The sequence below is a fragment of the Pseudomonas sp. B28(2017) genome, from assembly GCF_002113025.1.
Lineage (GTDB): Bacteria > Pseudomonadota > Gammaproteobacteria > Pseudomonadales > Pseudomonadaceae > Aquipseudomonas.
The window spans coordinates 1-22,819 of sequence record NZ_NEJH01000006.1 but is presented as its reverse complement, the minus strand read 5'-3'; the positions used below and the strand labels follow the sequence as shown (position 1 = coordinate 22,819).

At 60.9% G+C, this 22,819-nt stretch carries 23 protein-coding genes and 1 pseudogene; 11 read left to right on the top strand and 13 right to left on the bottom strand.

Annotation, left to right across the window (positions count from 1 at the left end):
• Positions 1-8: 8 nt before the first annotated feature.
• Together CAF65_RS16925 and CAF65_RS16920 are read right to left on the bottom strand one after the other, a co-directional pair.
• Positions 9-431: a phasin family protein gene (locus CAF65_RS16925; protein ID WP_085717304.1), complete on the bottom strand. Its 423-nt coding sequence runs from the start codon at positions 429-431 to the stop codon at positions 9-11.
• Positions 432-675: 244 nt separating this feature from the next.
• A complete protein-coding gene (locus CAF65_RS16920) occupies positions 676-951 on the bottom strand; it encodes a polyhydroxyalkanoic acid system family protein (protein WP_085717303.1) in 276 nt (91 codons plus the stop codon).
• Between the two features lie 155 nt (positions 952-1,106).
• Between CAF65_RS16920 and ubiE the strand changes: the two genes are divergently transcribed.
• The 11 genes and pseudogenes from ubiE (at position 1,107) to CAF65_RS29065 (ending at position 9,221) form a co-directional block, all read left to right on the top strand.
• Positions 1,107-1,877, top strand: coding sequence for a bifunctional demethylmenaquinone methyltransferase/2-methoxy-6-polyprenyl-1,4-benzoquinol methylase UbiE (ubiE, locus tag CAF65_RS16915; protein WP_007975568.1), 771 nt, complete (start codon positions 1,107-1,109; stop codon positions 1,875-1,877).
• Positions 1,877-2,500 carry an SCP2 domain-containing protein gene (locus CAF65_RS16910; RefSeq protein WP_085717302.1) on the top strand — a complete coding sequence of 208 codons (624 nt, stop codon included), beginning with the start codon at positions 1,877-1,879 and terminating at the stop codon, positions 2,498-2,500. The genes ubiE and CAF65_RS16910 overlap by 1 nt, the downstream gene beginning before the upstream one ends.
• Entirely contained in the window at positions 2,497-4,101 is a 1,605-nt protein-coding gene (gene ubiB, locus CAF65_RS16905; protein WP_085717301.1) for a ubiquinone biosynthesis regulatory protein kinase UbiB, read from the top strand. Before CAF65_RS16910 ends, ubiB begins: the two co-directional genes overlap by 4 nt.
• Positions 4,102-4,192: 91 nt before the next feature.
• Positions 4,193-4,594: a phosphoribosyl-AMP cyclohydrolase gene (hisI, locus tag CAF65_RS16900; RefSeq protein ID WP_007899278.1), complete on the top strand. Its 402-nt coding sequence runs from the start codon at positions 4,193-4,195 to the stop codon at positions 4,592-4,594.
• Positions 4,587-4,919 (top strand): phosphoribosyl-ATP diphosphatase, encoded by a 333-nt coding sequence (locus CAF65_RS16895; protein WP_085717300.1) that lies wholly within the window; start codon positions 4,587-4,589, stop codon positions 4,917-4,919. Before hisI ends, CAF65_RS16895 begins: the two co-directional genes overlap by 8 nt.
• A 25-nt stretch (positions 4,920-4,944) precedes the next feature.
• Positions 4,945-5,217, top strand: a complete 273-nt coding sequence (locus CAF65_RS16890) for a twin-arginine translocase TatA/TatE family subunit (protein ID WP_008017048.1) — start codon at positions 4,945-4,947, stop codon at positions 5,215-5,217.
• 10 nt (positions 5,218-5,227) lie between these two features.
• On the top strand, positions 5,228-5,671 hold the full coding sequence (gene tatB / locus CAF65_RS16885; RefSeq protein ID WP_085717299.1) for a Sec-independent protein translocase protein TatB: 444 nt from the start codon (positions 5,228-5,230) through the stop codon (positions 5,669-5,671).
• The gene (gene tatC / locus CAF65_RS16880; RefSeq protein WP_085717298.1) at positions 5,668-6,462 is read left to right on the top strand and encodes a twin-arginine translocase subunit TatC; all 795 of its coding nucleotides are present in this window, start codon (positions 5,668-5,670) and stop codon (positions 6,460-6,462) included. Before tatB ends, tatC begins: the two co-directional genes overlap by 4 nt.
• Entirely contained in the window at positions 6,459-7,166 is a 708-nt protein-coding gene (locus tag CAF65_RS16875) for a 16S rRNA (uracil(1498)-N(3))-methyltransferase (RefSeq protein WP_085717297.1), read from the top strand. Before tatC ends, CAF65_RS16875 begins: the two co-directional genes overlap by 4 nt.
• Before the next feature lie 138 nt (positions 7,167-7,304).
• Positions 7,305-8,366, top strand: a pseudogene (locus tag CAF65_RS29070) (methyl-accepting chemotaxis protein); the annotation flags it as partial.
• A complete protein-coding gene (locus tag CAF65_RS29065) occupies positions 8,349-9,221 on the top strand; it encodes a methyl-accepting chemotaxis protein (protein WP_371919011.1) in 873 nt (290 codons plus the stop codon). The pseudogene CAF65_RS29070 and the gene CAF65_RS29065, both read left to right, overlap by 18 nt.
• Before the next feature lie 103 nt (positions 9,222-9,324).
• On the opposite strand, the gene CAF65_RS16865 is transcribed toward CAF65_RS29065, so the two are convergent.
• The 11 genes from CAF65_RS16865 to hutI form a co-directional block, all read right to left on the bottom strand.
• Positions 9,325-10,059, bottom strand: a complete 735-nt coding sequence (locus CAF65_RS16865) for an amino acid ABC transporter ATP-binding protein (RefSeq protein ID WP_085717295.1) — start codon at positions 10,057-10,059, stop codon at positions 9,325-9,327.
• Positions 10,052-11,011 (bottom strand): amino acid ABC transporter permease, encoded by a 960-nt coding sequence (locus CAF65_RS16860; RefSeq protein ID WP_085717294.1) that lies wholly within the window; start codon positions 11,009-11,011, stop codon positions 10,052-10,054. Before CAF65_RS16860 ends, CAF65_RS16865 begins: the two co-directional genes overlap by 8 nt.
• A gap of 132 nt (positions 11,012-11,143) precedes the next feature.
• Positions 11,144-11,941 (bottom strand): transporter substrate-binding domain-containing protein, encoded by a 798-nt coding sequence (locus tag CAF65_RS16855; protein ID WP_085717495.1) that lies wholly within the window; start codon positions 11,939-11,941, stop codon positions 11,144-11,146.
• A 196-nt stretch (positions 11,942-12,137) separates the two neighbouring features.
• A complete protein-coding gene (gene mdoH, locus CAF65_RS16850; protein WP_085717293.1) occupies positions 12,138-14,708 on the bottom strand; it encodes a glucans biosynthesis glucosyltransferase MdoH in 2,571 nt (856 codons plus the stop codon).
• Positions 14,701-16,515 carry a glucan biosynthesis protein G gene (locus CAF65_RS16845; protein ID WP_085717292.1) on the bottom strand — a complete coding sequence of 605 codons (1,815 nt, stop codon included), beginning with the start codon at positions 16,513-16,515 and terminating at the stop codon, positions 14,701-14,703. The genes mdoH and CAF65_RS16845 overlap by 8 nt, the downstream gene beginning before the upstream one ends.
• 321 nt (positions 16,516-16,836) lie before the next feature.
• Positions 16,837-17,274, bottom strand: coding sequence for a D-aminoacyl-tRNA deacylase (gene dtd, locus CAF65_RS16840; RefSeq protein ID WP_008017064.1), 438 nt, complete (start codon positions 17,272-17,274; stop codon positions 16,837-16,839).
• Positions 17,271-18,242 (bottom strand): prolyl aminopeptidase, encoded by a 972-nt coding sequence (gene pip / locus CAF65_RS16835; RefSeq protein WP_085717291.1) that lies wholly within the window; start codon positions 18,240-18,242, stop codon positions 17,271-17,273. Before pip ends, dtd begins: the two co-directional genes overlap by 4 nt.
• A 104-nt stretch (positions 18,243-18,346) precedes the next feature.
• Positions 18,347-19,252 carry an alpha/beta hydrolase gene (locus CAF65_RS16830; protein ID WP_085717290.1) on the bottom strand — a complete coding sequence of 302 codons (906 nt, stop codon included), beginning with the start codon at positions 19,250-19,252 and terminating at the stop codon, positions 18,347-18,349.
• A gap of 160 nt (positions 19,253-19,412) precedes the next feature.
• The gene (locus tag CAF65_RS16825; protein ID WP_085717289.1) at positions 19,413-20,360 is read right to left on the bottom strand and encodes a choline ABC transporter substrate-binding protein; all 948 of its coding nucleotides are present in this window, start codon (positions 20,358-20,360) and stop codon (positions 19,413-19,415) included.
• 246 nt (positions 20,361-20,606) lie between these two features.
• Positions 20,607-21,410 (bottom strand): N-formylglutamate deformylase, encoded by an 804-nt coding sequence (hutG, locus tag CAF65_RS16820; protein ID WP_085717288.1) that lies wholly within the window; start codon positions 21,408-21,410, stop codon positions 20,607-20,609.
• Positions 21,411-21,420: 10 nt separating this feature from the next.
• Positions 21,421-22,626 carry an imidazolonepropionase gene (gene hutI / locus CAF65_RS16815; protein ID WP_085717287.1) on the bottom strand — a complete coding sequence of 402 codons (1,206 nt, stop codon included), beginning with the start codon at positions 22,624-22,626 and terminating at the stop codon, positions 21,421-21,423.
• Positions 22,627-22,819: the final 193 nt, after the last annotated feature.

Here is a 22,819-nt window from a genome sequence, read left to right as displayed (position 1 = left end):
CGTTCTCCTTAAGATTTACGCGCGACGCGTTCGAGCAATGCCGTCAGCTCATCGAGCTTAGCAGAGAGTGCCTCAACGTCATGTTTAGACGGAATGCCGATACGATTCAAGGTACTTGCGACACGCGTATCGAACGCCTTCTCGACCCTGTCGAGTTGAACTTCGACCTTGCCTTTGAAAGTGCTGACTTCACTCTTGGCTTCATCGATTTCGGCATTGGCCGCTTCAAGTTTCTCAGCGACTACCTTTTTGCCTTTCTTTTCAACAACCTGACCCGCTTTGACCAGCTCTTGAAAGTACTCGCTGCCCTCTTGGCCGACCTTGGTGTAGGCACCCAGGCCTGCCAGCCAGATCTTGCGGGCATAGCTTTTGACGTCGCTCAGCGTGCTGGTCGATGCGTCGGTTTTTTTCTTCAAAATAACTTTGGCCATGGTGCACCTCACGCGCAGAAGGTTTGAGGAACTGCCCGGATAAGTGTCGGGCTCTGGCACAAAGTAGGGAGAAAAATTAGAAACGGCACCCTAACAACTGACATAAACCCTTGGACTCGCCACAACAAAACTGTGGGAGCGAGCCTGCTCGCGAAGAGGCCAGCACATCCAACATTGGAGTTGGCTGACATACCGCTTTCGCGAGCAGGCTCGCTCCCACATTTGATCTCGTTCCAATCGGAAATCAGGCCAGGGCCTTGTCGAGGGCCTTTTCGATTTCCGCCTTGATCATGCCGCTCATGGCCGACATCATCAGGCCCAGCTCCACGTCGACGCGAATCGAATCCTCGGCGACATGCACCGCGCCCTTCACACCCGAGCGCTTTAGGTTCAGGGTGTCGCCGGACCACTGCGGTTCCAGGCCATACTGATCGGAAAGTTTCTGCGCCAGCTTGTCGGCCTTCTCGCGCGCCGCTTCCTTACCCAGGCCATGGGCACGTTCAACACTAATACGGGCCATCAAATGACTCCTGCTTTATGGATGCTTTCCCGAGGCATCTTGACCTCTACTGCGTCAAAACGTCCCGACGGTTGCCCATCTTACCTTCAGCCTTGCCAAGACAAAGCATGCCTTGGGGATTAGAATGTCGCGCATTCTCTTTTGGTGACAGCGATATGACTGATCAGCGCAAAGGCAGCGATGCCGAACCCACCACTCACTTCGGCTTCAAAAACGTTCCGGAAAGCCAGAAAGCGGAAAAAGTCGCTGAGGTTTTCCACTCGGTAGCCGCCAAGTACGACCTGATGAACGACCTTCTATCGGGCGGCATGCACCGTCTGTGGAAGCGTTTCGCGATCGAACTGTCGGGCGTTCGTGCCGGCAATCGCGTACTCGACATCGCCGGCGGCACTGGCGATCTGACCAGGAAGTTCTCGCACCTGGTAGGCCCGACCGGCCAGGTCGTGTTGGCCGACATCAACGAATCCATGCTCAAGGTCGGTCGTGACCGCCTGCTGGACCTCGGTGTGGCCGGCAACGTCGAATTCGTCCAGGCCGATGCGGAAAAACTGCCGTTCCCCGACAACCACTTCGACTGCGTGACCATCGCCTTCGGCCTGCGCAACGTGACCCACAAGGAAGATGCCCTGCGCTCGATGCTGCGCGTGCTCAAGCCTGGTGGCCGTTTGCTGGTACTGGAGTTCTCCAAGCCGACCAATGCGCTGATGTCCAAGGCCTACGACGCCTACTCGTTCGCCTTCATGCCGTTGATGGGCAAGCTGATCACCAACGACTCGGAAAGCTATCGCTACCTGGCCGAATCGATCCGCATGCACCCGAACCAGGAAACCCTGAAGTCGATGATGGTCGAGGCCGGATTCGACCGCGTGACCTATCACAACATGACCGCAGGCATCGTTGCCCTGCACCGCGGCATCAAGCCCTGATGCTGCTCGCCGGCCTGCTCGCCAGCGTTGAGCTCGGCCTCAACCGGGTGCTGCGTCTCGACAGCACGGCGCTGCCGCGGCTGGCGCATTTGACCGGCAAGGTGATTGCCGTCGACTGCCGCAGCCCGGCGCTGCAACTGTTCATCCTGCCCAGCGACGAAGGCCTGATGCTCGCCTCCCAGTGGGAAACCGGCGCCGACTGCACCCTGCGTGCACCGGCTTCGAGCCTGTTGAAACTGGCCATGAGCAAGGACAAGACCTCGATCCTGCACAGCCCTGAAGTCGAACTAGACGGTGACAGCGGCGTGCTGCTGGAACTGACGGCGATCCTCCAGGACCTTGAGCTGGACTGGGAGTACGAACTCTCGCGCTGGCTGGGGCCGGTGACCACGCAACTGGTCGGCGGTCACCTGCGCAGCCGCGCCCGCTGGTATCAGCAAGGTTTTGCCAGCCTGGGCCAGAACCTGGGCGAATACCTGGCCGAAGAGTCGCGCACCCTTGTCGGTCAGCGCGAAGCCGAAGCCCGTTTCAGTGAACTGGACCAGATCAAGCTCGATCTGGAACGTCTCGAGGCGCGTTTCGAGCGCCTTTCCCGATTCCTCGACCCAAGCGATAACGCATGAAGCTGCTTGCCGTCCGCCGTCTGTTGCGCATCCAGCGCGTCGTGATCCGTTACCGCCTCGATGATCTGCTGTTCGATCTGCCACTGCCCTGGTTTCTGATGGTGCTGCGCTATGCCTTGCCGTGGCGCTGGTTCCCGCGCAAGCCGCTGGACCTGAGCCGTGGCGCGCGCTTGCGCCTGGCGTTGCTGGACCTGGGGCCGATCTTCATCAAATTCGGACAGATCCTGTCCACTCGCCGCGACCTGTTGCCGGAAGACATCGCCGATGAACTGATGAAGCTGCAGGACCGGGTGCCGCCGTTCGATTCTCAGGTGTCGGTGAAGCTGATCGAAGAGCAGTTGGGCAAGAAAATCAGTGACGTGTTCAGCCGTTTCGATGTCGAGCCGCTGGCCTCGGCCTCGGTGGCGCAGGTGCATGCCGCGCAACTGAAAACCGGAGAAGAAGTCGTCGTCAAGGTGATCCGCCCGGGCCTCAAACCGGTCATCAAGCAGGATCTGGCGTGGCTGTTCATTCTCGCGCGCGCTGCCGAAAGAGTGTCTGCCGATGCGCGCCTGCTGCACCCGGTGGACGTGGTCAGCGACTACGAGAAAACCATCTACGACGAACTCGACCTGCTGCGCGAGGCGGCCAACGCCAGCCAGTTAAAGCGTAACTTCGACGGCTCGCCGCTGCTGTACGTGCCGCAAGTGTATTGGGACTGGTGCCGGCCGAAAGTGCTGGTGATGGAGCGCATCTACGGCATCCAGGTCACCGATCTGGCGACCCTGGCCGACCAGCGTACCGACATGAAAATGCTCGCCGAGCGCGGCGTGGAGATCTTCTTCACCCAGGTGTTCCGCGATAGCTTCTTCCACGCCGACATGCACCCCGGCAACATCTTCGTCAGCACCGTGCAGCCGTGGAGCCCACAATACATTGCGATCGACTGCGGCATCGTCGGCAGCCTGACCCCGGAAGACCAGGATTACCTGGCGCGCAACCTGTTCGCCTTCTTCAAGCGTGATTACCGCCGCGTGGCGCAATTGCACATCGATTCGGGCTGGGTGCCGGCGGAAACCAAACTCAACGAATTCGAAGCAGCGATCCGTACCGTATGCGAGCCGATCTTCGAAAAACCGTTAAAGGATATTTCCTTCGGTCAGGTGCTGATGCGCCTGTTCCAGACCGCGCGACGCTTCAACATGGAAGTGCAGCCGCAGTTGGTCCTGCTGCAAAAAACCTTGTTGAACATCGAAGGCCTGGGCCGCCAGCTGTACCCGGACCTCGACTTGTGGAACACCGCGCAACCGTTCCTCGAACGCTGGATGCGTGAGCGCGTCAGCCCCAAAGCCTTGTTTGGCAACGTGCAGAGCCAGATCGAACAGATCCCGCACCTGGCCAACATGACGCGTGATCTGCTCGAACGCCTGTCCCAGCCCCATGCCAATGATCCGCCGCCAACATGGCATCGACGCCGGGACGACTGGTTCCTGCGCCTGCTCGGCACGGCTCACCTGGCCGGGGGTGCCATCCTTGCCGCCGGCGGTCCGCTGAACCAGTTGGCTTACTGGCCGGCTGGCATCATGATGGCGGTCGGTTTGTATCTGGTCGTTCGCCGATAGCCAGTCTTGCAACACGCTGGCACACTGTTTGGACGCTGCATTGAACGCAGGCCCCCGATTTTTGCAGTGCGGGCCCGTATCGGAGTCGTTGATGAAGAATTGGCTGGACGAGATCAAGTGGGACGCCGACGGCCTGGTGCCGGCGATTGCCCAGGACCACAAGACCGGGCGCGTCCTGATGATGGCCTGGATGAACCGCGAAGCACTGGAACTGACCGCTGCCGAGAACCGCGCCATTTACTGGTCGCGCTCCCGTGGCAAGCTGTGGCGCAAGGGCGAAGAGTCCGGCCATGTGCAGACCCTGCACGAGATGCGCCTGGACTGTGACGCCGACGTCATCATCCTGATGGTCGAGCAGATCGGCGATATCGCCTGCCATACCGGCCGTCAGAGCTGCTTCTACCGCGTTTTCGAGAACGGCGACTGGAAAACCGTCGATCCGGTCCTGAAGGATCCGCACGCTATCTACTCCGCAGGGCACACACATGAGTGACACACTGACCCGTCTGGCCGAAGTACTGGAGCAGCGCAAAGGCGCCGCCGCCGACAGCTCGTATGTCGCCAGCCTGTATCACAAGGGCTTGAACAAGATTCTGGAAAAAGTCGGCGAAGAGTCGGTCGAGACCATCATTGCCGCCAAGGATGCCGCCGTCAGCGGTGACTGCAGCGATGTGATCTACGAAACCGCCGATTTGTGGTTCCACAGCATGGTCATGCTCGCCCAATTGGGGCAGCATCCACAGGCTGTACTCGATGAACTGGACCGTCGTTTCGGTCTTTCCGGACACGCCGAGAAAGCCTCGCGCCCGTCCGCCTGAATAACTATTAGAGAGGAGCAGCAGCATGGGCATTTTTGACTGGAAACACTGGATCGTTATCCTGGTTGTCGTGGTACTGGTATTCGGCACCAAGAAACTGAAAAACCTCGGCACCGACGTCGGCGAATCGATCAAGGGCTTCAAGAAAGCCATGAACGACGACGAAAAACCGGCCGACCCGGCAGCGACTCCGACCCAACCGGTTCCGCCTGTCCAGCCGCAGGCGTCGGTGAACCAGCCGCACACCATCGACGTGCAGGCCCAGAAAGTCGAAGAGCCGATCCGCAAAGACGTGTGAGCACTGACTAATGTTTGGTATCAGCTTCTCTGAACTGCTGCTCGTCGGCCTCGTCGCCCTGCTGGTGCTGGGCCCCGAGCGCTTGCCGGGCGCTGCGCGCACCGCCGGCCTGTGGGTCGGGCGTCTGAAGCGCAGCTTCAACGCAATCAAACAGGAAGTTGAACGTGAAATCGGTGCCGACGAGATTCGTCGGCAACTGCACAACGAACACATCCTGTCCCTTGAGCAGGAGGCGCGGAAAATCTTCACGCCGACTCAGCAGGAGCCGACGCCGGTGGAACACTTGGGAGAGCAGACGATTCAAGCTCCCGCCGCTGCTGTCGACCCGATACCTGCTCCCGTTGTAGCGCCTGTTGAACCTGTGCCTGTTGTTGCAGCAACGCCGGTTGCTCCAGTCACCGCGCCGACAACACCGGCGCCTAATGACACCACTTTGCCGCCGCGAGCCCCATGAGCGATCTTCCTGAAAACGACCAGCACATGCCGCTGGTTTCGCACCTCACCGAGTTGCGTACCCGACTGCTGCGCTGCGTAGCGGCGATTTTCATCATCTTCGCCGGCCTGTTTGCTTTCACCCAGCAGATCTACACCTTCGTCTCCACACCGCTGCGCCAGTACCTGCCGGCCGGCGCGACGATGATTGCCACCGACGTGTCGTCGCCGTTCCTGACGCCACTGAAGCTGACCATGATGGTCTCGCTGTTCCTGGCGATTCCGGTGATCCTGCATCAGATCTGGGGTTTCATCGCCCCCGGCCTGTACAAGCATGAAAAGCGCATCGCCATGCCGCTACTGGTGTCCAGCATCCTGCTGTTCTACACCGGCATGGCCTTCGCCTATTTCCTGGTGTTCCCGCTGATCTTCAAGTTCTTCGCCGCGGCCACCCCAGCCGGCGTCGAGATGATGACCGACATCACCAGCTACCTCGATTTCGTCATGACGCTGTTCTTCGCCTTTGGCGTGGCGTTCGAAATCCCGGTGGCCGTGGTGCTGCTGGTGTGGATCGGCGTGGTCGACGTCAAATACCTGAAGAAAATCCGCCCCTATGTGATCATTGGCTGCTTCGTGGTCGGCATGATCCTGACACCGCCGGACATCTTCTCGCAGACCCTGCTGGCCGTGCCGATGTGGTTGCTGTTCGAGATCGGCATCCTGTTTGGCAGCCTGATCAGCAAGCGCAGCGACCATCAGGAAGACCAGCCGGCTGACGATCACAACGACCAGCCGCCAGCGACCCAAGCGTGAACCTGCTGCTCCTCATCGATGCCGACTTCATTGCGGCCGACCGGGTGGTCCTGCGTGATCGCCGGTTGACCCACATGCAGGAAGTCCACCGCTGCGAAGTCGGTGACAGCATGCGCGTCGGGCGGATCGGCGGACTGATGGGCTCGGCCGAAGTGCTGCGCCTGGACGCCAACGAAGCAGAATTACGCGTCACCCTCGACCAGCCGCCACCGGCCAAGCTGCCATTGACCCTGGTGTTGGCCCTGCCAAGGCCCAAGATGCTCCGTAGGGTGCTTCAGACCGTGGCGGCCATGGGTGTGCCACGGGTCGTGCTGGTCAACAGCTATCGCGTCGAGAAGAGCTTCTGGCAGACCCCATTCCTGGAGCCCGAGGCGATTCGCGAGCAGTTGATCCTCGGCCTGGAACAGGCGCGGGACAGCGTGCTGCCGCAAGTCGTCATCGAGAAGCGCTTCAAGCCGTTCGTCGAAGACCGTTTGCCGGCGATTACCGACGGTACCCTCGGCCTGGTGGGGCATCCGGGCAATTACCCGCCCTGCCCTCGCGCACTCAGCGAGCCGGTGACCCTGGCCATCGGCCCCGAAGGTGGCTGGATTCCCTACGAGATCGACCTGCTGGGCAAATCCGGCCTGCAACCGGTGCAACTGGGCGAACGCATTCTTCGTGTCGAAACCGCCGTGACCGCGCTGCTGGCACGCCTTTTCTAATCCTGGACACAATCCCCTGTGGGACCATCATCTGCCCCGTAAACTTACCTGCCCGTACGTCGAGTAGTGTCTACAGATTCAGCCCCCCCTGCCGATATACCCCCCATAAAACCAAATTGCGGTCCGGGGAGTTTCAGCATGTACCAATGGCTAGCCGAGAATCTGGGAAACGTCAGCGTCAAACGCAAGCTGGGGATCGGCTTCGGTCTGGTGCTGTTACTGACCCTGCTGATCACCTTCACCGGCTGGAGCGGCCTGAGCGGCGTGACCAGCCGTGGCGATAAACTGGGATTCATCGCCAGCCTCAACGACCTGACCAAGGACCTGCGCATCGCCCGCCTGGATTACGAGATGCGTCGCGGCGAACAAGGTCCCGGCGCCGTCAACGATCTGCTGGGCAAACTCGAAAGCGGCCTGCAGACCGCCCGCGGCCTGATCGAGCAACCGGCTGATACGGCCATGGTCGAGCAACAATTGGCCGCCGTCGCCGAATACCGTCGTGCCTTCGGTGACATGACCCAGGCCGGCGCCCAGCGTGAAGACGCCCGCAGCAAGCTCGGCGCCACCGCCGATAACGCCGTGGCCCGCGTCGCCGAAGTGGAAAAATCCATGCTGCAAGGCGACAGCGTCACAGCGTTCAACAGCGTGATAGACCTGAGCAAACTGATCCAGCAGGCGCGCTTCCAGGTTCGCGGCTACACCTACAGCGGCAAGAGCGAAGCCGAACAGCCAGCCCTTGACGCCATCGACAACGCCCTGAAGAACCTGGAGGGCCTCCCGGCCAAACTGCCTGAAGAACACATCGCCAACCTGCAACAGGCGGCGGACTCGCTGAAGGCCTACCGCGCCGCTGTCAGCCAGTTCCGCGACTCCCAGGTGGCCAGCGCCAAGGCCCTGGTACGCATGTCTGCCCAAGGCGACATCCTGTTGGACATGAGCCAGAAACTCACCGTCTCGCAAACCGTCGTGCGCGACACCGATGCCACCCACGCCAAGAACATGCTGACCCTCGCCACAGTGCTGGCCATTGCCTTCGGCTTGCTGGCCGCCTGGGCCATCACCCGGCAGATCATCGTTCCGTTGAACCAGACCCTGGCCGTCGCTGAACGCGTTGCCAGTGGCGACCTGACCCACAACCTGATCTCCCTGCGCCGCGACGAACTCGGCCAGTTGCAGCGTGCCATGCAGAGCATGACCCAGGGCCTGCGTGAATTGATCGGCGGCATCAGCGACGGTGTCACGCAGATTGCCAGCGCCGCCGAAGAGCTATCCGCCGTCACCGAACAGACCAGCGCCGGGGTCAACAGCCAGAAGGTCGAGACCGATCAGGTCGCGACTGCCATGAACGAAATGGCCGCCACCGTGCAGGAAGTGGCACGCAACGCCGAAGAGGCCTCCGAAGCCGCCGTCGCCGCCGACCAGCAGGCCCGCGAGGGCGACAAAGTGGTCGGTGAAGCCATCGCCCAGATCGAACGCCTGGCTGCGCAAGTCGGTCACTCCACCGAGGCCATGGGCGAACTCAAGCGCGAAAGCGACAAGATCGGCAGCGTGCTCGACGTCATCAAGTCCGTGGCCCAGCAAACCAACCTGCTGGCGCTCAACGCGGCGATTGAAGCCGCCCGCGCCGGTGAAGCCGGGCGTGGTTTTGCCGTAGTGGCAGACGAAGTCCGCAGCCTGGCCCAGCGCACCCAGAAGTCCACCGAAGAGATCGAAGAGCTGATCGTCGGCCTGCAAAACGGCACGCAGCAAGTCGCGACCATCATGGACAACAGCCGCACCCTGACCGACAGCAGTGTCGAACTGACCCGCCGCGCCGGTGGCTCACTGGAAAACATCACCCGCACCGTTTCGGCGATCCAGGCGATGAACCAGCAGATCGCCGCTGCCGCCGAACAGCAAAGCGCCGTGGCCGAAGAGATCAACCGCAGCGTGCTGAACGTGCGGGATGTGTCGGATCAGACCTCGGCGGCCAGTGAAGAGACCGCGGCCTCCAGCGTCGAGCTGGCGCGACTGGGGACGCATCTGCAGATGCTGGTGGGCAAGTTCAAGGTTTGAGGTGATGCCTTCGCGAGCAGGCTCGCTCCCACAGGGTTCTGCCGTACACAGATCCAATGTGGGAGCGAGCCCGCTCGCGAAGGCGGTTCAACAGACACTGACGTTACAGAACCTGGCGCAAAAACGCCTGCGCCCGCGGATCCTTCGGCGCATCGAAGAACTCCGCTGGCGAAGCATCTTCCAGCAACTTGCCGTGATCGAAGAACAGCACCCGGTCCGCCACTTCCCGGGCGAAGCCCATTTCGTGGGTGACGCAAACCATGGTCATGCCTTCCACGGCCAGGCTCTTCATCACGTCCAGCACTTCGCCGACCATTTCCGGGTCGAGGGCCGAGGTCGGTTCATCGAATAGCATGACCTTGGGATCCATCGCCAGCGCCCGGGCAATCGCCACGCGCTGCTGCTGGCCGCCGGAGAGGCGCGACGGGTACTCGCGGGCCTTCTGCGCGATACCGACCTTCTCCAGCAACGCCAGAGCCTTGGCCTCGCTTTCCTTCTGGCCGCGCTTGCGCACGACTTTCTGCGCCAGGCAGAGGTTTTCCAGAACGGTCATGTGCGGGAACAGGTTGAAGTGCTGGAACACCATGCCGACTTCACGGCGGTAGGCGTTGACGTCGGTTTTCGGATCAGCCAGTTGCAGGCCGTCGATGCTCACCGAGCCCGAGTCGAACTCTTCCAGACCATTGAGGCAGCGCAGGAAGGTCGACTTGCCGGAGCCGGACGGACCGATCACCACCAGCACTTCGCCCTTGGCAACGATGGTGGAGACGTTATCCACCGCGCGCACCACCTGGCCGCGGGTGTCGAAGACTTTTACCAGATCGCGGACTTCAATCACTTTGCGCGAGCCTCCGCTCAAGCCGGCTGGCGATTTTCGACAGCGGCAGGTTGATCAACAGGTACAGACCGGCGACGCAGAACAGAATCTCGAACGGCGAAAACGAGGTGGTGATGACTTCGCGGCCGCTTTTAAGCAGCTCGGTAATCGCGATCACCGACACCAGCGAGGTGTCTTTCACCAGGCTGATGAACTGCCCGGCCAGCGGCGGCAGCACACGCTTGAAGGCTTGCGGCAGCACCACATGACGCATCGACTGGCCTGCGCTCAAACCCAGCGACCGTGCGGCTTCGTTCTGGCCGCGTGCAATCGATTGCACGCCGGAACGGATGATCTCCGCCACGTAGGCACCGGTGAATAGCGACAGCGCGGCGATCCCGGCGAATTCCCGGGACAGGTTCATCACGGTGCCGATGAAGAAGTAGAAAATGAAGATCTGCACCAGCAGCGGCGTGCCGCGCACCAGCTCGACGTAAATGGTCGAAAGGTCGCGCAGGGTCGGGTTGTTCGACAACCGGCACAGGCCAGTGGCCAGACCGATCAGCAGCCCGAGAACGCCGGACACCACGGACAGCCACAAGGTGGTCCAGAGGCCCCACATAAGCGGTCCTGCGGTCCAATGGCGGGTCACACCAACGACGTCGCCTTCGGCTACGTCATCGCCTTGGGCGACTTGCAGACTGTTTTCTTCGACGGTCAGGTGCTGCTCATCACCCGCGTCGTTGCGCAGGGTGACTTCAGCCTTGTCGCCCTTGCGCACCAGTTCGCTGACGGTGGAGATGTCGGCGGCACGCTGGGACTCTTCGGCGTGGTAAGCGAAGTATTGCGGCACACGGTTCCAGCGCCATTCGTAGGACATCAGCGAGGTGGCGTAATACAACGCGCCGACCAGGCCGATCAGCACCAGCACGGTCAGCACGTGCCAGGGCCATTGGGCTTTTTTCTGTTTCATTTGCTCTGAGGGTTCCGAATTCTATGTCGCGAAGGAGGCCGTCTTCGCGAGCAGGCTCGCTCCCACATTGGAACGCGTATTCCTGTGGGAGCGAGCCTGCTCGCGAATGGGGCGACTCAGTCTGACCGAGCGTTACTCCATGTCCTTGAGCCACTCGCTGCTCTTGAACCACTTGTCATGGATGCGATCGTAGGTGCCGTCTTCGTGGATCTGGTGCAGGAAGTTGTTGATGAAGTTGATGCTGTCGTAGTCACCCTTCTTCAAACCGAAGGCCAGCGGCTCATAGGTGAACGGCTTGTCGAGGAACACCAGTTTGCCGTTGCCGACCTTGTTCACCGCCACGACGTTGTACGGCGCGTCGTAGATGAAGGCGTCAGCCTTGCCGTTGACCACATCAAGCACTGCTTCCTGCTCGTTGTCGTAGCCGTGGTACTTGGCTTTGGCGATCAGCTTTTTGGCGACCATTTCGCCGGTGGTGCCGAGCTTGGAGGTGATGCGGTAGTCGCCAGTGTTCAGGTCTTTATAGGACTTGATGGTGCCTTCCAGCTCCTTGCGGATCAGCAGGGTCTGGCCGACCACGATGAACGGTTCGCTGAAATTCAGGCGCAGGTTGCGCTCCTGGGTCAGGGTCATGCCGCTGCCGATCATGTCGAACTTGTCGGTCAGCAGGGCCGGGATGATGCCGTCGTAACCGGTGGACACCAGTTCCAGCTTGACGCCCATGGCCTTGGACATGGCTTTGAGAATGTCGACTTCGAAACCGATGATCTCGCCGCGCTTGTTGGTCATTTCAAACGGCATGTAGGTCGGGTCCATGCCGACTTTCAACGTGCCGCGCTTGACCGCGTCATCGATGGCACCGGCCTGCGCCGCGTTGACTGCAACCAGTGCCGTGACGCCGACCAGCAGCATCGACAGATACTTCTTCATCTTCAAGTCCCCAAAACCATTGCGTTGTGAGGCGCGCAAAAATGGCGGCTCCACGGGAGGAAACGCACCAATACGGACAAAAATTATCCGGGCACACCAATTCGGGGACGGATCCTAAACTACTCGCCCATTTGCACAAGGGTTTGGGAACGATCAGGCAAAAAAAAGCCCCGCCGGGTAGCGGGGCTTTTTTTCATCAGGCCAACTGAGGTTGTGCGCTCAACGGCTTTAGCGGCAACAGCGGTGCGTGGGGGTCGGCCTTGATCGACTTGCGCCACGCGCCCAGCCACTCGGCATGACCTTCGCTCCAGACCTGCTCATGCAGGCGAGCCAATGCCACCGGGTCGCTCAACAACTGCACACGCTCGTTGTTGGTCAGCCCTTCAGGACCGACTTTCATCGCGTGCCGCACCCGCTCGATCCGCAGCCATTCAATCGGCTCGGCCTCACGGTGACGCGAGGTCGCCAGCGAGCACGCCAGGGCGTTCTGCTGCGGGTCGACCACCGAACGGACGAAGCCGTCGTTCAGCGCGTGCCAGCGGTTTTCGTGGGTGTACTGATCGGTGGACAGCAAGGCCTGCGGCGGATTGTATTCCTCCGGGATCAGGAACAGGCTCTCGTCACGGGACTTCAGGCCCAGGCCGACGCGGCTGGAAATCACCGACACCGGGATCGACAGCATCAACGAACCGACAATCGGCACCAGCCACCACAGGAAGCTCGGGTTCAGCCAGATCACCAGCAGGGCCCAGAAGAAGCCCAGCAGGGTTTGCGGACCGTGGCGCTTGACCGCTTCGCTCCACGGCGTGGAGTCGTCGTCACGTTGCGGCGAGTTCCAGGTCGCGGCCCAGCCGAGGAACGCGGCGAGGACGAAACGGGTGTGGAAAATCATCCGCACCGGCGCCAATAGCATGGAGAACAGCATCTCCAGCAGCATCGACAGGGTCACCTTGAACTTGCCGCCGAACTCTTTCGCGCCCTTGGCCCAGATCAGGATGATGCTCAACAGTTTCGGCAGGAACAGCAGCACGATCGTAGTCGAGAACAGCGCGATCGCCTTGTCCGGGTGCCATTGCGGCCACAGCGGATAGAGCTGACGCGGCTCGAGGAAGTACTGCGGCTCCATCAGCGTATTGACCGCCAGCAGCGCCGTCGACAACACCAGGAAGAAGAACCACAACGGCGCCGACAGGTAGGACATCACGCCGGTCAGGAACACCGCGCGGTGCACCGGGTGCATGCCCTTGACCAGGAACAGACGGAAGTTCATCAGGTTACCGTGGCACCAGCGACGGTCACGCTTGAGTTCGTCGAGCAGGTTTGGCGGCAGTTCTTCATAGCTGCCCGGCAAGTCGTAGGCGATCCACACGCCCCAGCCGGCACGGCGCATCAACGCGGCTTCAACGAAGTCGTGGGACAGGATCGCGCCGGAGAACGCGCCTTTACCGGGCAACGGCGCCAGGGCGCAGTGATCGATAAACGGCTTCATGCGGATGATCGCGTTGTGGCCCCAGTAGTGCGACTCGCCCAGTTGCCAGAAGTGCAGGCCGGCAGTGAACAGCGGGCCATACACTCGGGTAGCGAACTGCTGCATGCGCGCATACAGGGTGTCCATGCCCGACGCACGTGGCGCGGTCTGGATGATCCCGGCGTCCGGCGTGGCCTCCATCAGGCGTACCAGACTGGTCAGACACTCGCCGCTCATCACGGAGTCGGCATCGAGTACGACCATGTACTTGTAGTCACCACCCCAACGACGGCAGAAGTCGTCGAGGTTGCCGCTTTTACGTTTTACGCGACGGCGACGGCGGCGATAGAAGATCTTGCCGAAGCCCCCGGCTTCGCGGCAGACGTCCAGCCAGGCCTGTTGCTCGGCAACACAGATATCGGCGTCGTTACTGTCACTGAGAACGAAGAAATCGAAGCGGTCCAGGTCACCCGTGGCCGCAACCGACTCGAAGGTCGCTCGCAGACCGGCGAATACCCGTGGCACGTCTTCGTTGCAGATCGGCATCACCAGGGCGGTGCGCGCATCCTTCGGAATCGGTTCATCGCCAGCGCTGGCACCGGAAATACGGTACTTGTCGTGACCGGTGAGCAATTCCAGGAAGCCCATCAGCGCCGTCCAGAAACCGGCCGACACCCAGCAGAACAGAATCCCGAACAGGATCAGGATGCTGGTCTGCAAGGCATACGGCAGCACTTGCGTGGCGGTTTGCAGCAGCGGTTGGTGCAGCACTTCGTTGAGGTCGACAAACGACCAGCCCTGGTACGGCATGATGCCTTTCATGTACCAGCCGGCGACGATGGTCTGGCCGAGCATCAGCAGCAACAGAATGTAGCGACGGATCGAACCGACGGTGCGCCAGCGTGCGGCCGGCAGGACACGTTCGTCCTTCGGCGGCTTCGGCGGATTGGTGCGACCGGTCAGGCGGCGCCAGCCACGCACCAGAATGTTGGTGCGCCACGGCTCCGGCACGACCTTGGTCCGCCGGATCGGCGGAGTCGCCTTGAGGCAGACCCGGCCGCTGGCGTCGAGCGCCAGCATTTCCGCGTCCTGCAGCTCTTCGGCAGTGCTCAGGGTCAGGCGTTTGCCGACGGAAGCCTGCGCGGCTTCGGTCGGGGCGTCGAACGTCGACGATGACAGGCGTTCATGCAATTCGCTGAAAGACTGGCAGCCCGCGAGTTCCGCGCGCTGCTCGTCGGTCATCGGCAGATGCGCCAGATACTCGGAGAGAGTTTCTGGCCGTACTTGAGAGTTACTCATCGGCAGGCAACTGATAGCTCCAGGTCTCGGTCAGGACTTCTTCAGTCGGGGCCGATTCCGGTGTGGCTGGGGCCGCGTCGGCAGCGGCAGGCTGCTTGGCGTCTTTATTGGCCTTTTCCTTGGCATCTGCAACAGGCTTCGCTTCAGCCTGCTTGGCCTCCGCTTGCTTGGCTTCCTTGTCCGCCTTCTCCTGTTGCTTGGCGGCAACCTTGTCGGCCTTGGCAACCGACGAGTTCGACGACGGGATCGAAGTTTTGGCCAGATCCGCCGGCACAATGTTCTGCACCAATGCGGCACGCATTTCAGTGGCCTTGCTCGGATCCTTGATCTTCATCCGCAGGGTCAGGCGCCAGCCCTTGGTTTCAGGGTTGAAGCGCACGCTGTTTTCCACCAGCTCGGCGTTGTCGCCGACGCTGACCTGGCTGCGAACCTCCGCATCGGCCGGCAATGCCGCCAGGGACGGGCCTTCGAAGTCCACCAGGTAGGCAACGCTGCCGTCCGGTTGACGAATCAGGTTGGACTGCTTGACGTCGCCGGTGGAGCGCAGGGTCTGTTTGACCCAGGCGCTGTCCGGCGCGTGAATGGCCGACTCGTCCATTGTCCAGTGCATACGATAAGCGACATCGAGTGGCTGGCCAGGTTCCGGCAACTTTTCCGGGTTCCAGAAGGCAACAATGTTGTCGTTGGTTTCGTCGGCGGTTGGAATCTCGACCAGGTCAACGGTGCCCTTGCCCCACTCGCCTTTCGGTTCGATCCATGCACTTGGGCGCTTGTCATAGCGATCGTCGAGGTCTTCATAGTGGCTGAAGTCGCGGCCACGTTGCAGCAGACCAAAGCCGCGCGGGTTTTCCACGCTGAAGTTGCTCACCGCCAGGTGTTTCGGGTTGTTCAGCGGACGCCAGATCCACTCGCCGTTGCCGGCATGGATCGCCAGACCGCTGGAGTCGTGCAGTTCGCGACGGTAGTTGAGTACTTTCGACGGCTGGTTGGCGCCGAACAGGTACATGCTGGTCAATGGGGCGATACCCAGTTTGCCAACCTTGTCACGCAGGAACATCTGCGCCTTGACGTCGACGATGGTGTCGCTGCCCGGACGCACGATCAGGCGATAGGCACCGGTGGCACGAGGCGAGTCCAGCAAGGCGAAGATCACCAGATGCTTGTCGCCTGGCTTGGGCTGCTGAACCCAGAATTCGCGGAAACGCGGGAATTCTTCGCCGGACGGCAAGGCGGTATCGATGGCCATGCCGCGAGCGGACAAACCGTAGACGTGACCCTTGCCGACGACGCGGAAATAGCTCGCGCCGAGCATGGTCATGATTTCGTCTTGCTTGTCGGCCTTGTTGATCGGGTACAGCACACGGAAACCGGCATAACCCAGTTGTTCGGTGGCCTTGGGATCGAACTTCATATCGCCGAAGTCGAAGCGACTCGGGTCGTATTTGATCTCTTCGACGGTGTTCGCGGTGATTTCGTTGATTTTCACCGGCGTATCGAAATGCATGCCCTGGTGATAGAAAGACAGCTTGAACGGCGTCTTCTGATCAGCCCATTCGGCTTTTTCCGTCAGAAAACGAATTTTCTGATAGTCCGCGAATTTCATGTCACGGAACTCGTTCGGCAGGTTACTGCGCGGCGCTTCGTATTTCTGCGCGGCCAGCTCTTTTGCCTTGGCCGATACATCATCCAGACTGAATGCCCAAAGCTGGCCGGTGCTGAGCAGGCAGAGCAGTGCAGAGCCCGCTACCAGGGCGCTGCGTAACCGTTTGGCAGACAATTTTGGTGCGTTACAGGGACTAACAATCACGAGCAACCCTCGCCGAAAACAGATCAAAAAACCAACGGCCAGTTAAAGGGTCTGCACGGTCTGCGGTATGAAAAAACCGCCCTTGCAAACCACTCTTGCCAAGTTGGCGAGCATTGTTCCGACTCCGCTGGGGCGAAATGATTCCCCAATCGGATCCGGACAAGTCTCTACCTAAGTCAAAATGGACCAACGAACGCTGATCCCCGTAGCGCGCGATTATCTAGTAGGCCGCGTTACAACGCATCAGGGGTAACAAAGTATTTATCGCGAAAAAACCCTGTTTTCAGTCGAAATGAGCTTAAAAACTTGTTTCAAGCGCTTTCAGGCCTGTAACAGGAAGGTTACCGGGCCATCATTGACCAGATGCACCTGCATATCCGCGCCGAATCTACCTGATGCCACAGTGCCATGCACCTGTTTCGCTTTGCTTAATAGATAGTCGAATAATTCCTCGCCCAGCGCCGGAGGGGCCGCGGTCGAAAAACTCGGACGCAACCCGTTTTTGGTATCGGCAGCCAGGGTGAACTGAGAGACCAGCAGCAGCCCGCCGCCCACATCCGCCAGGGACAGATTCATCTTGCCCTCAGCGTCACTGAACACCCGATAGTTAAGCAGCTTATTGAGAAGTTTGTCGGCGCTAGCCCGCGTGTCGTCGGGCTCGACGGCCACCAGCACCAGCAAGCCCTGATCGACGGCGCCCACGATCTCGCCCGCGACCTCGACTCGCGCGCCACGCACCCGTTGCAGCAGAGCCTTCATGCTTCTTCAGGCGCCAGATTAAGCAGACGACGGGCCATCAGATTGGCGGCACGTACCAGAGCGTCGGTGATTCCCGGCTCGGAAGCGGCATGACCGGCATCGCGGATGACCTGCAGTTCACTGTTCGGCCAGGCCTGATGCAATTCCCAGGCGTTATCCAGCGGGCAGATCACGTCATAGCGACCATGGATGATCACGCCAGGCAAATGGGCGATCTTGTCCATGTTGCGGATCAACTGGTTCGGCTCCAGGAAGGCGTGGTTGCTGAAGTAGTGGCATTCGATGCGGGCAATCGACAATGCGCGTTGTGGCTCGGAGAAGCGATCGACCACCAGCGGGTTAGGACGCAGGGTCGCGGTGCGCCCCTCCCAGATGGACCAGGCCTTGGCCGCGTGCATCTGGGCAATCTGGTCGTTGCCGACCAGTCGCTTGTGGAACGCGGCAAGCAAGTCATCGCGCTCGTCCAGCGGGATCGGTGCGATGTAGTCCTGCCAGTAATCGGGAAACAGGCGGCTGGCGCCAGCCTGGTAAAACCATTCGATTTCTTGCGGGCGGCAGAGAAAGATCCCGCGCAGGATCAGACCGTGCACACGCTCAGGGTGGGTTTGCGCGTAGGCCAGCGCCAGGGTCGAACCCCAGGAGCCACCGAACAGCACCCATTTGTCGATGCCCAAGTGCTGGCGAATCCGCTCGAGGTCGGCGACCAGATCCCAGGTCGTATTGTTTTCCAGACTGGCGTGGGGCGTGGAGCGGCCGCAACCACGCTGATCGAAGGTCACGATGCGGTACAGGTTTGGATCGAAGTAGCACCGACTCTGGGCATCGCACCCGGCACCGGGGCCGCCGTGGATGAACACCACCGGCAATCCTTCCGGTGAACCGCTTTCGTCGACATACAGCGTGTGAGTTTCGTCGACAGCCAGATCGTGCCGGGCGTGGGGTTTGATCTGCGGGTACAAAGTCTGCATTGCGCACTCCGTAAGGGGTCGAGGTCATCCCTGGGGGGACTTCTATTATTCTGCCGTCCGGCATCATAAACCCGAATTGCGTCAATGAGCATGCCCGTGCGGAGTCAGAGTTTTGCCGACAGATATCCGAACAGGTTTTCGTACAGTGCATCGACCTCGACCGCCTGCCCACGGGCCCGTAAACAGCCATGAACCAGACCCTCACCGAGATAAAGTGTGGCAGCCACGCCCGCGGCATTCAGTCGCTCGGCATACAGTACGCCGTCATCGCGCAACGGATCGAATTGCGCCACGGCGATCCATGCCGGTGGCAGTCCGCTGAAATCCGTGGCGAGCAATGGCATGGCGTAGGCGTTCGGATGGCGGATGCCACGCAGGTAAAGTGCGTGATAGCAATCGACGTCACTGCTGCTGAGCAGCGGCGCGTCGATGCACTCACTGCGCGATGGCAGCTGGTGATCGCCGCCCAACCCCGGATAGATCAGCACCTGCGCGTACGGCACCGGCTCTCCGGTATCGCGTAGCGCCAGGCATAACGCCGCCGCAAGATTGCCACCCGCACTGTCGCCGGCCACCAGCATGCGTTCCGGATCGAGTTGAAACGGCCCGGTACGCAGTGCTCGCCAGACCTTCAGGCAATCATCGAACGCGGCGGGAAACGGATGCTCCGGTGCCCGGCGGTAATCAACGGCGATCACCAGTGCACCGAGTGTCGATGCCAATTCGGCGCAGATGAAATCGTGGGAATCAAGGTCCCCCACCACCCAGCCACCGCCATGCAGGTAAACGATGCACGACGCGCCACTGGCCGGTGGTTGATAGGAGCGAACAGCAACCCCGGCCAACTCGAAATCGACCACATATAACCCGGCCGGGCGCGCCGGGGTAAACGCCCGGCACATCTCGTTGTAGGCCTGGCGCAGACCGTCGGGGCTGCTGTCGGTGCTGTTGAAACTGACGGTTTTCTCGACGAAAGCCGTCATCTGTTCGGAAATCGGATAAGGAGCCATTAGCCTGGTGCCCGTTCAGGGAAATATATGGCCCCTGTAGGAGCGAGCTTGCTCCGGGCGGCGTTCCGACGATGATCGTCAACGATATCGCGGCGAACCTGATACCCCGCGGCGTTCTCGGGTCTATCGCGAGCAAGCTCGCTCCTACAGGGTTTTGGTGTCAGTTTTTCAAACTGGCCTGAACCGTCGCCACGCCATCCTTGCCATCGAAACTGCTGACACCCGCCAGCCAACGCTGCAAGTCCTCGGGATGCTCACGCAGCCATTTTTTCGCGACATCCTGAGCCGTCTGGCGCTCCATGATCGGCACCATCAACTGGCTTTCCTGGGCAGCGGTAAACGTCAGGTTTTCCAGCAGCCGATTGACGTTCGGGCAGCGCTCGGCGTAATCCGGGGCAGTCACGCTGGAGACGGTTGCCGCGCCTTCATTCGGACCGTAAACATCTTCGCTGCCGGTCAGGTAGGTGATGTTCATGTTGATGTTCATCGGGTGCGGGGTCCAGCCGACGAATACCACGAACTCCTTGCGATTCACCGCCCGCTGCACGGCCGCCAGCATCCCGGCCTCGCCAGACTCGATCAGTTTGAAGTCTTTCAGGCCGAAGTGATTGGTCTCGATCATGGTCTTGATTGTGGTGTTGGCGCCGCTGCCTGGCTCGATGCCGTAGATCTTGCCGCCGAGCTGATCCTTGAATCGGGCGATGTCCGCGAAGGTTTTCAGCCCGGCCGCCGCCACATAGTCCGGGACCGCGAGGGTGGCCTGGGCATCGGCCAGGCTCGGTTTATCCATGACCTTCACCTGATTGGCAGCCACGAACGGTGCGATATTTTTATCCATCGCCGGTTTCCAGTAACCCAGGAAAATGTCCAGGCGCTTGTCGCGGATGCCGGCGAAGATGATTTGCTGCACGGCACTGGTTTGCCTGCTTTCGTAGCCGAGACCGTTGAGCAGCACATCGGCCATGCCACTGGTGGCAATCACGTCGGTCCAGTTGACCACGCCCATGCGCACGGTTTTGCAGGAGGCGTCGTCCGCGGCCATGGCGCCGGCACTCAACAGCGCGGTGCCGCAGAAGATTGAGAGACAGCGGGTGAACAGTCTTTTCATCGGGATGATCTCGTGCGGCAGCGGATTATTGTCGGGCCGGTGTCTTTGTGCACCGTGGCCGAAACATTACGCAGCAGACGAGCGGTAAAAGCGAACTGAGGCGACCGTGTTTTGCACGGTGGCGACTGTTCGATGGGGTCATGCGTTTTACCTGTGGGAGCGAGCCTGCTCGCGAAGGCGTGTCGACAGACAACATCAATGTTGAATGTTAAGGCCTCTTCGCGAGCAGGCTCACTCCCACACGGGTTATGCGTTGTAGTGTTTTTCGCCCCAGGCCAGCAAGCCTTGCAGCAGCTCCTTCAACACCACCCGCGTAGGCTCCGCCAGATCCGCCCGATAACGGAACGGCTCGAACTCTTCCATGTACGTGCACTGGCCCAGTTCCAGCTGCACGGCGTGGATGTCCTGGGCCGGGTTACCGTAATGGCGGGTGATGTGGCCGCCCTTGAAGCGCCCGTTCAACACATGGGTGTAATTGTCATGACGCGCGCAGATCGCTTCGAGTTGCGTCGCCAACTGCGGATCGCAACTGGCGCCGTTGAAGGTGCCGAGGTTGAAGTCCGGCAGCTTGCCGTCGAACAGGTGCGGGATCAGCGAGCGGATCGAGTGCGCATCGAACAGCAGCGCATAACCGAACTCGGCCTTCAATCGCGCCAGTTCCTGTTGCAGGGTGCTGTGGTACGGCGTCCAGATCTGTTCCAGATAGGTCGCACGCTCTTCTTTCGAAGGTTCCAGGCCTTCACGGAACAATGGCACGCCGTCGAACAGCGTGGCCGGGTACAAGCCAGTGGTCGCACCCACGTACAGTGGCTTGTCATCGGATGGACGGTTCAGGTCAATGACGAACCGCGAGTATTCGGCGGCCAGGGTACTGGCGCCCAGTTCAGCGGCGAAGTCATAAAGCTGCGGGATGTGCCAGTCGGTGTCCGGCAGGCTTTTCGCCTGCGGGATCAACCCGGCCTCGACCTCCGGAGTCAGGCGCACGCCCGCGTGGGGCATGCTGATCAGCAGCGGTACGCGGCCTTGTTTGAAGTTCAGAACCTTATCCACAGCTGCTCTCCTACAGACTTGTCTCGACGCCGTGACGCACGACGCGTTTTTCCAGGTCGCCGCCCAGCCAGTACGACAGGTCGGCCGGACGTTCGATTTGCCAGGCCACGAAATCCGCGACTTTTCCGGCTTCCAGCGAACCGTGGGTGTCGGCCATGCCCAGCGCGGTAGCGGCGTGAATCGTTGCACCGGCCAAGGCTTCTTCCGGGGTCATGCGGAAACAGGTACAGGCCATGTTCAGCATCAGGCGCAATGATAGCGCTGGCGAGGTACCCGGATTGAGGTCGCTGGCGATGGCGATCTTCACGCCGTGCTTGCGCAGGGCTTCCATAGGCGGCAATTGGGTTTCGCGCAGGAAGTAGAAGGCTCCTGGCAGCAATACCGCGACGGTGCCAGATTCGGCCATAGCGATGGCATCGTCTTCGGTCATGAATTCCAGATGATCGGCGGACAGTGCGTGGTAACGCGCCGCCAGGCTGGAACCGTGCAACGATGACAACTGCTCGGCGTGCAGCTTCACTGGCAAGCCCAGCTTCTGTGCGGTGATAAATACCCGCTCAACCTGCGCCGGGGAAAACGCCAGGTACTCGCAGAACGCATCCACAGCGTCGACCAGCCCTTCGGCGGCCAGGGCCGGGAGCATGTCAGCGCAGATGTGATCGATGTAATCGTCGGCGCGGTCGGCGAATTCCGGCGGCAAGGCGTGAGCGGCCAGGCAGGTGCTGCGCACGCTGATTGGCAGTTCAGCGCCGAGGCGACGGGCGACGCGCAGCATCTTGCGTTCGCTGGCCAGGTCGAGGCCGTAGCCGGACTTGATTTCGATGCTGGTGACGCCGTCGCGCATCAGGCTTTTCAGGCGCTTGGCGGCACTGGCGAACAGTTCGTCTTCGCTGGCTGCACGGGTGGCGCGCACGGTGCTGGCGATGCCGCCACCGCTGGCGGCAATTTCCGCATAGCTGACGCCTTGCAGGCGCTGCTCGAATTCACCGCTGCGATTACCGCCGAACACCGTGTGGGTGTGGCAGTCGATCAGGCCCGGCGTGACCCAGGCCCCATTCAAATCTTTGACCGCCGGGTACTCGCCTGCCGGCAGGTCAGCGCGCGGGCCGATCCACTCAATGAGCGCACCGGACGTCACGATGGCCGCGTCCTCGATGATCGAGTAGACGCCTTGCGCCATGGTTGCGACGTGGCAGTGTTGCCAGAGGGTTTTCATCCCAAGTCCTCGTCTTGTTCAAAATCTATTCGCGGGCAAGCCCGCTCCCACAGGGTTTACACAATCCACTGCAGGAGCGAGCCCGCTCGCGATGGTCGTCAACGATAACGCGCCCTGCCTGAATGCCCGCGTTGCCCAGGCGTTTTTCGCGAGCAGGCTCGCTCCTACAGGAGGGGCCTTACAGGCTCGGCAG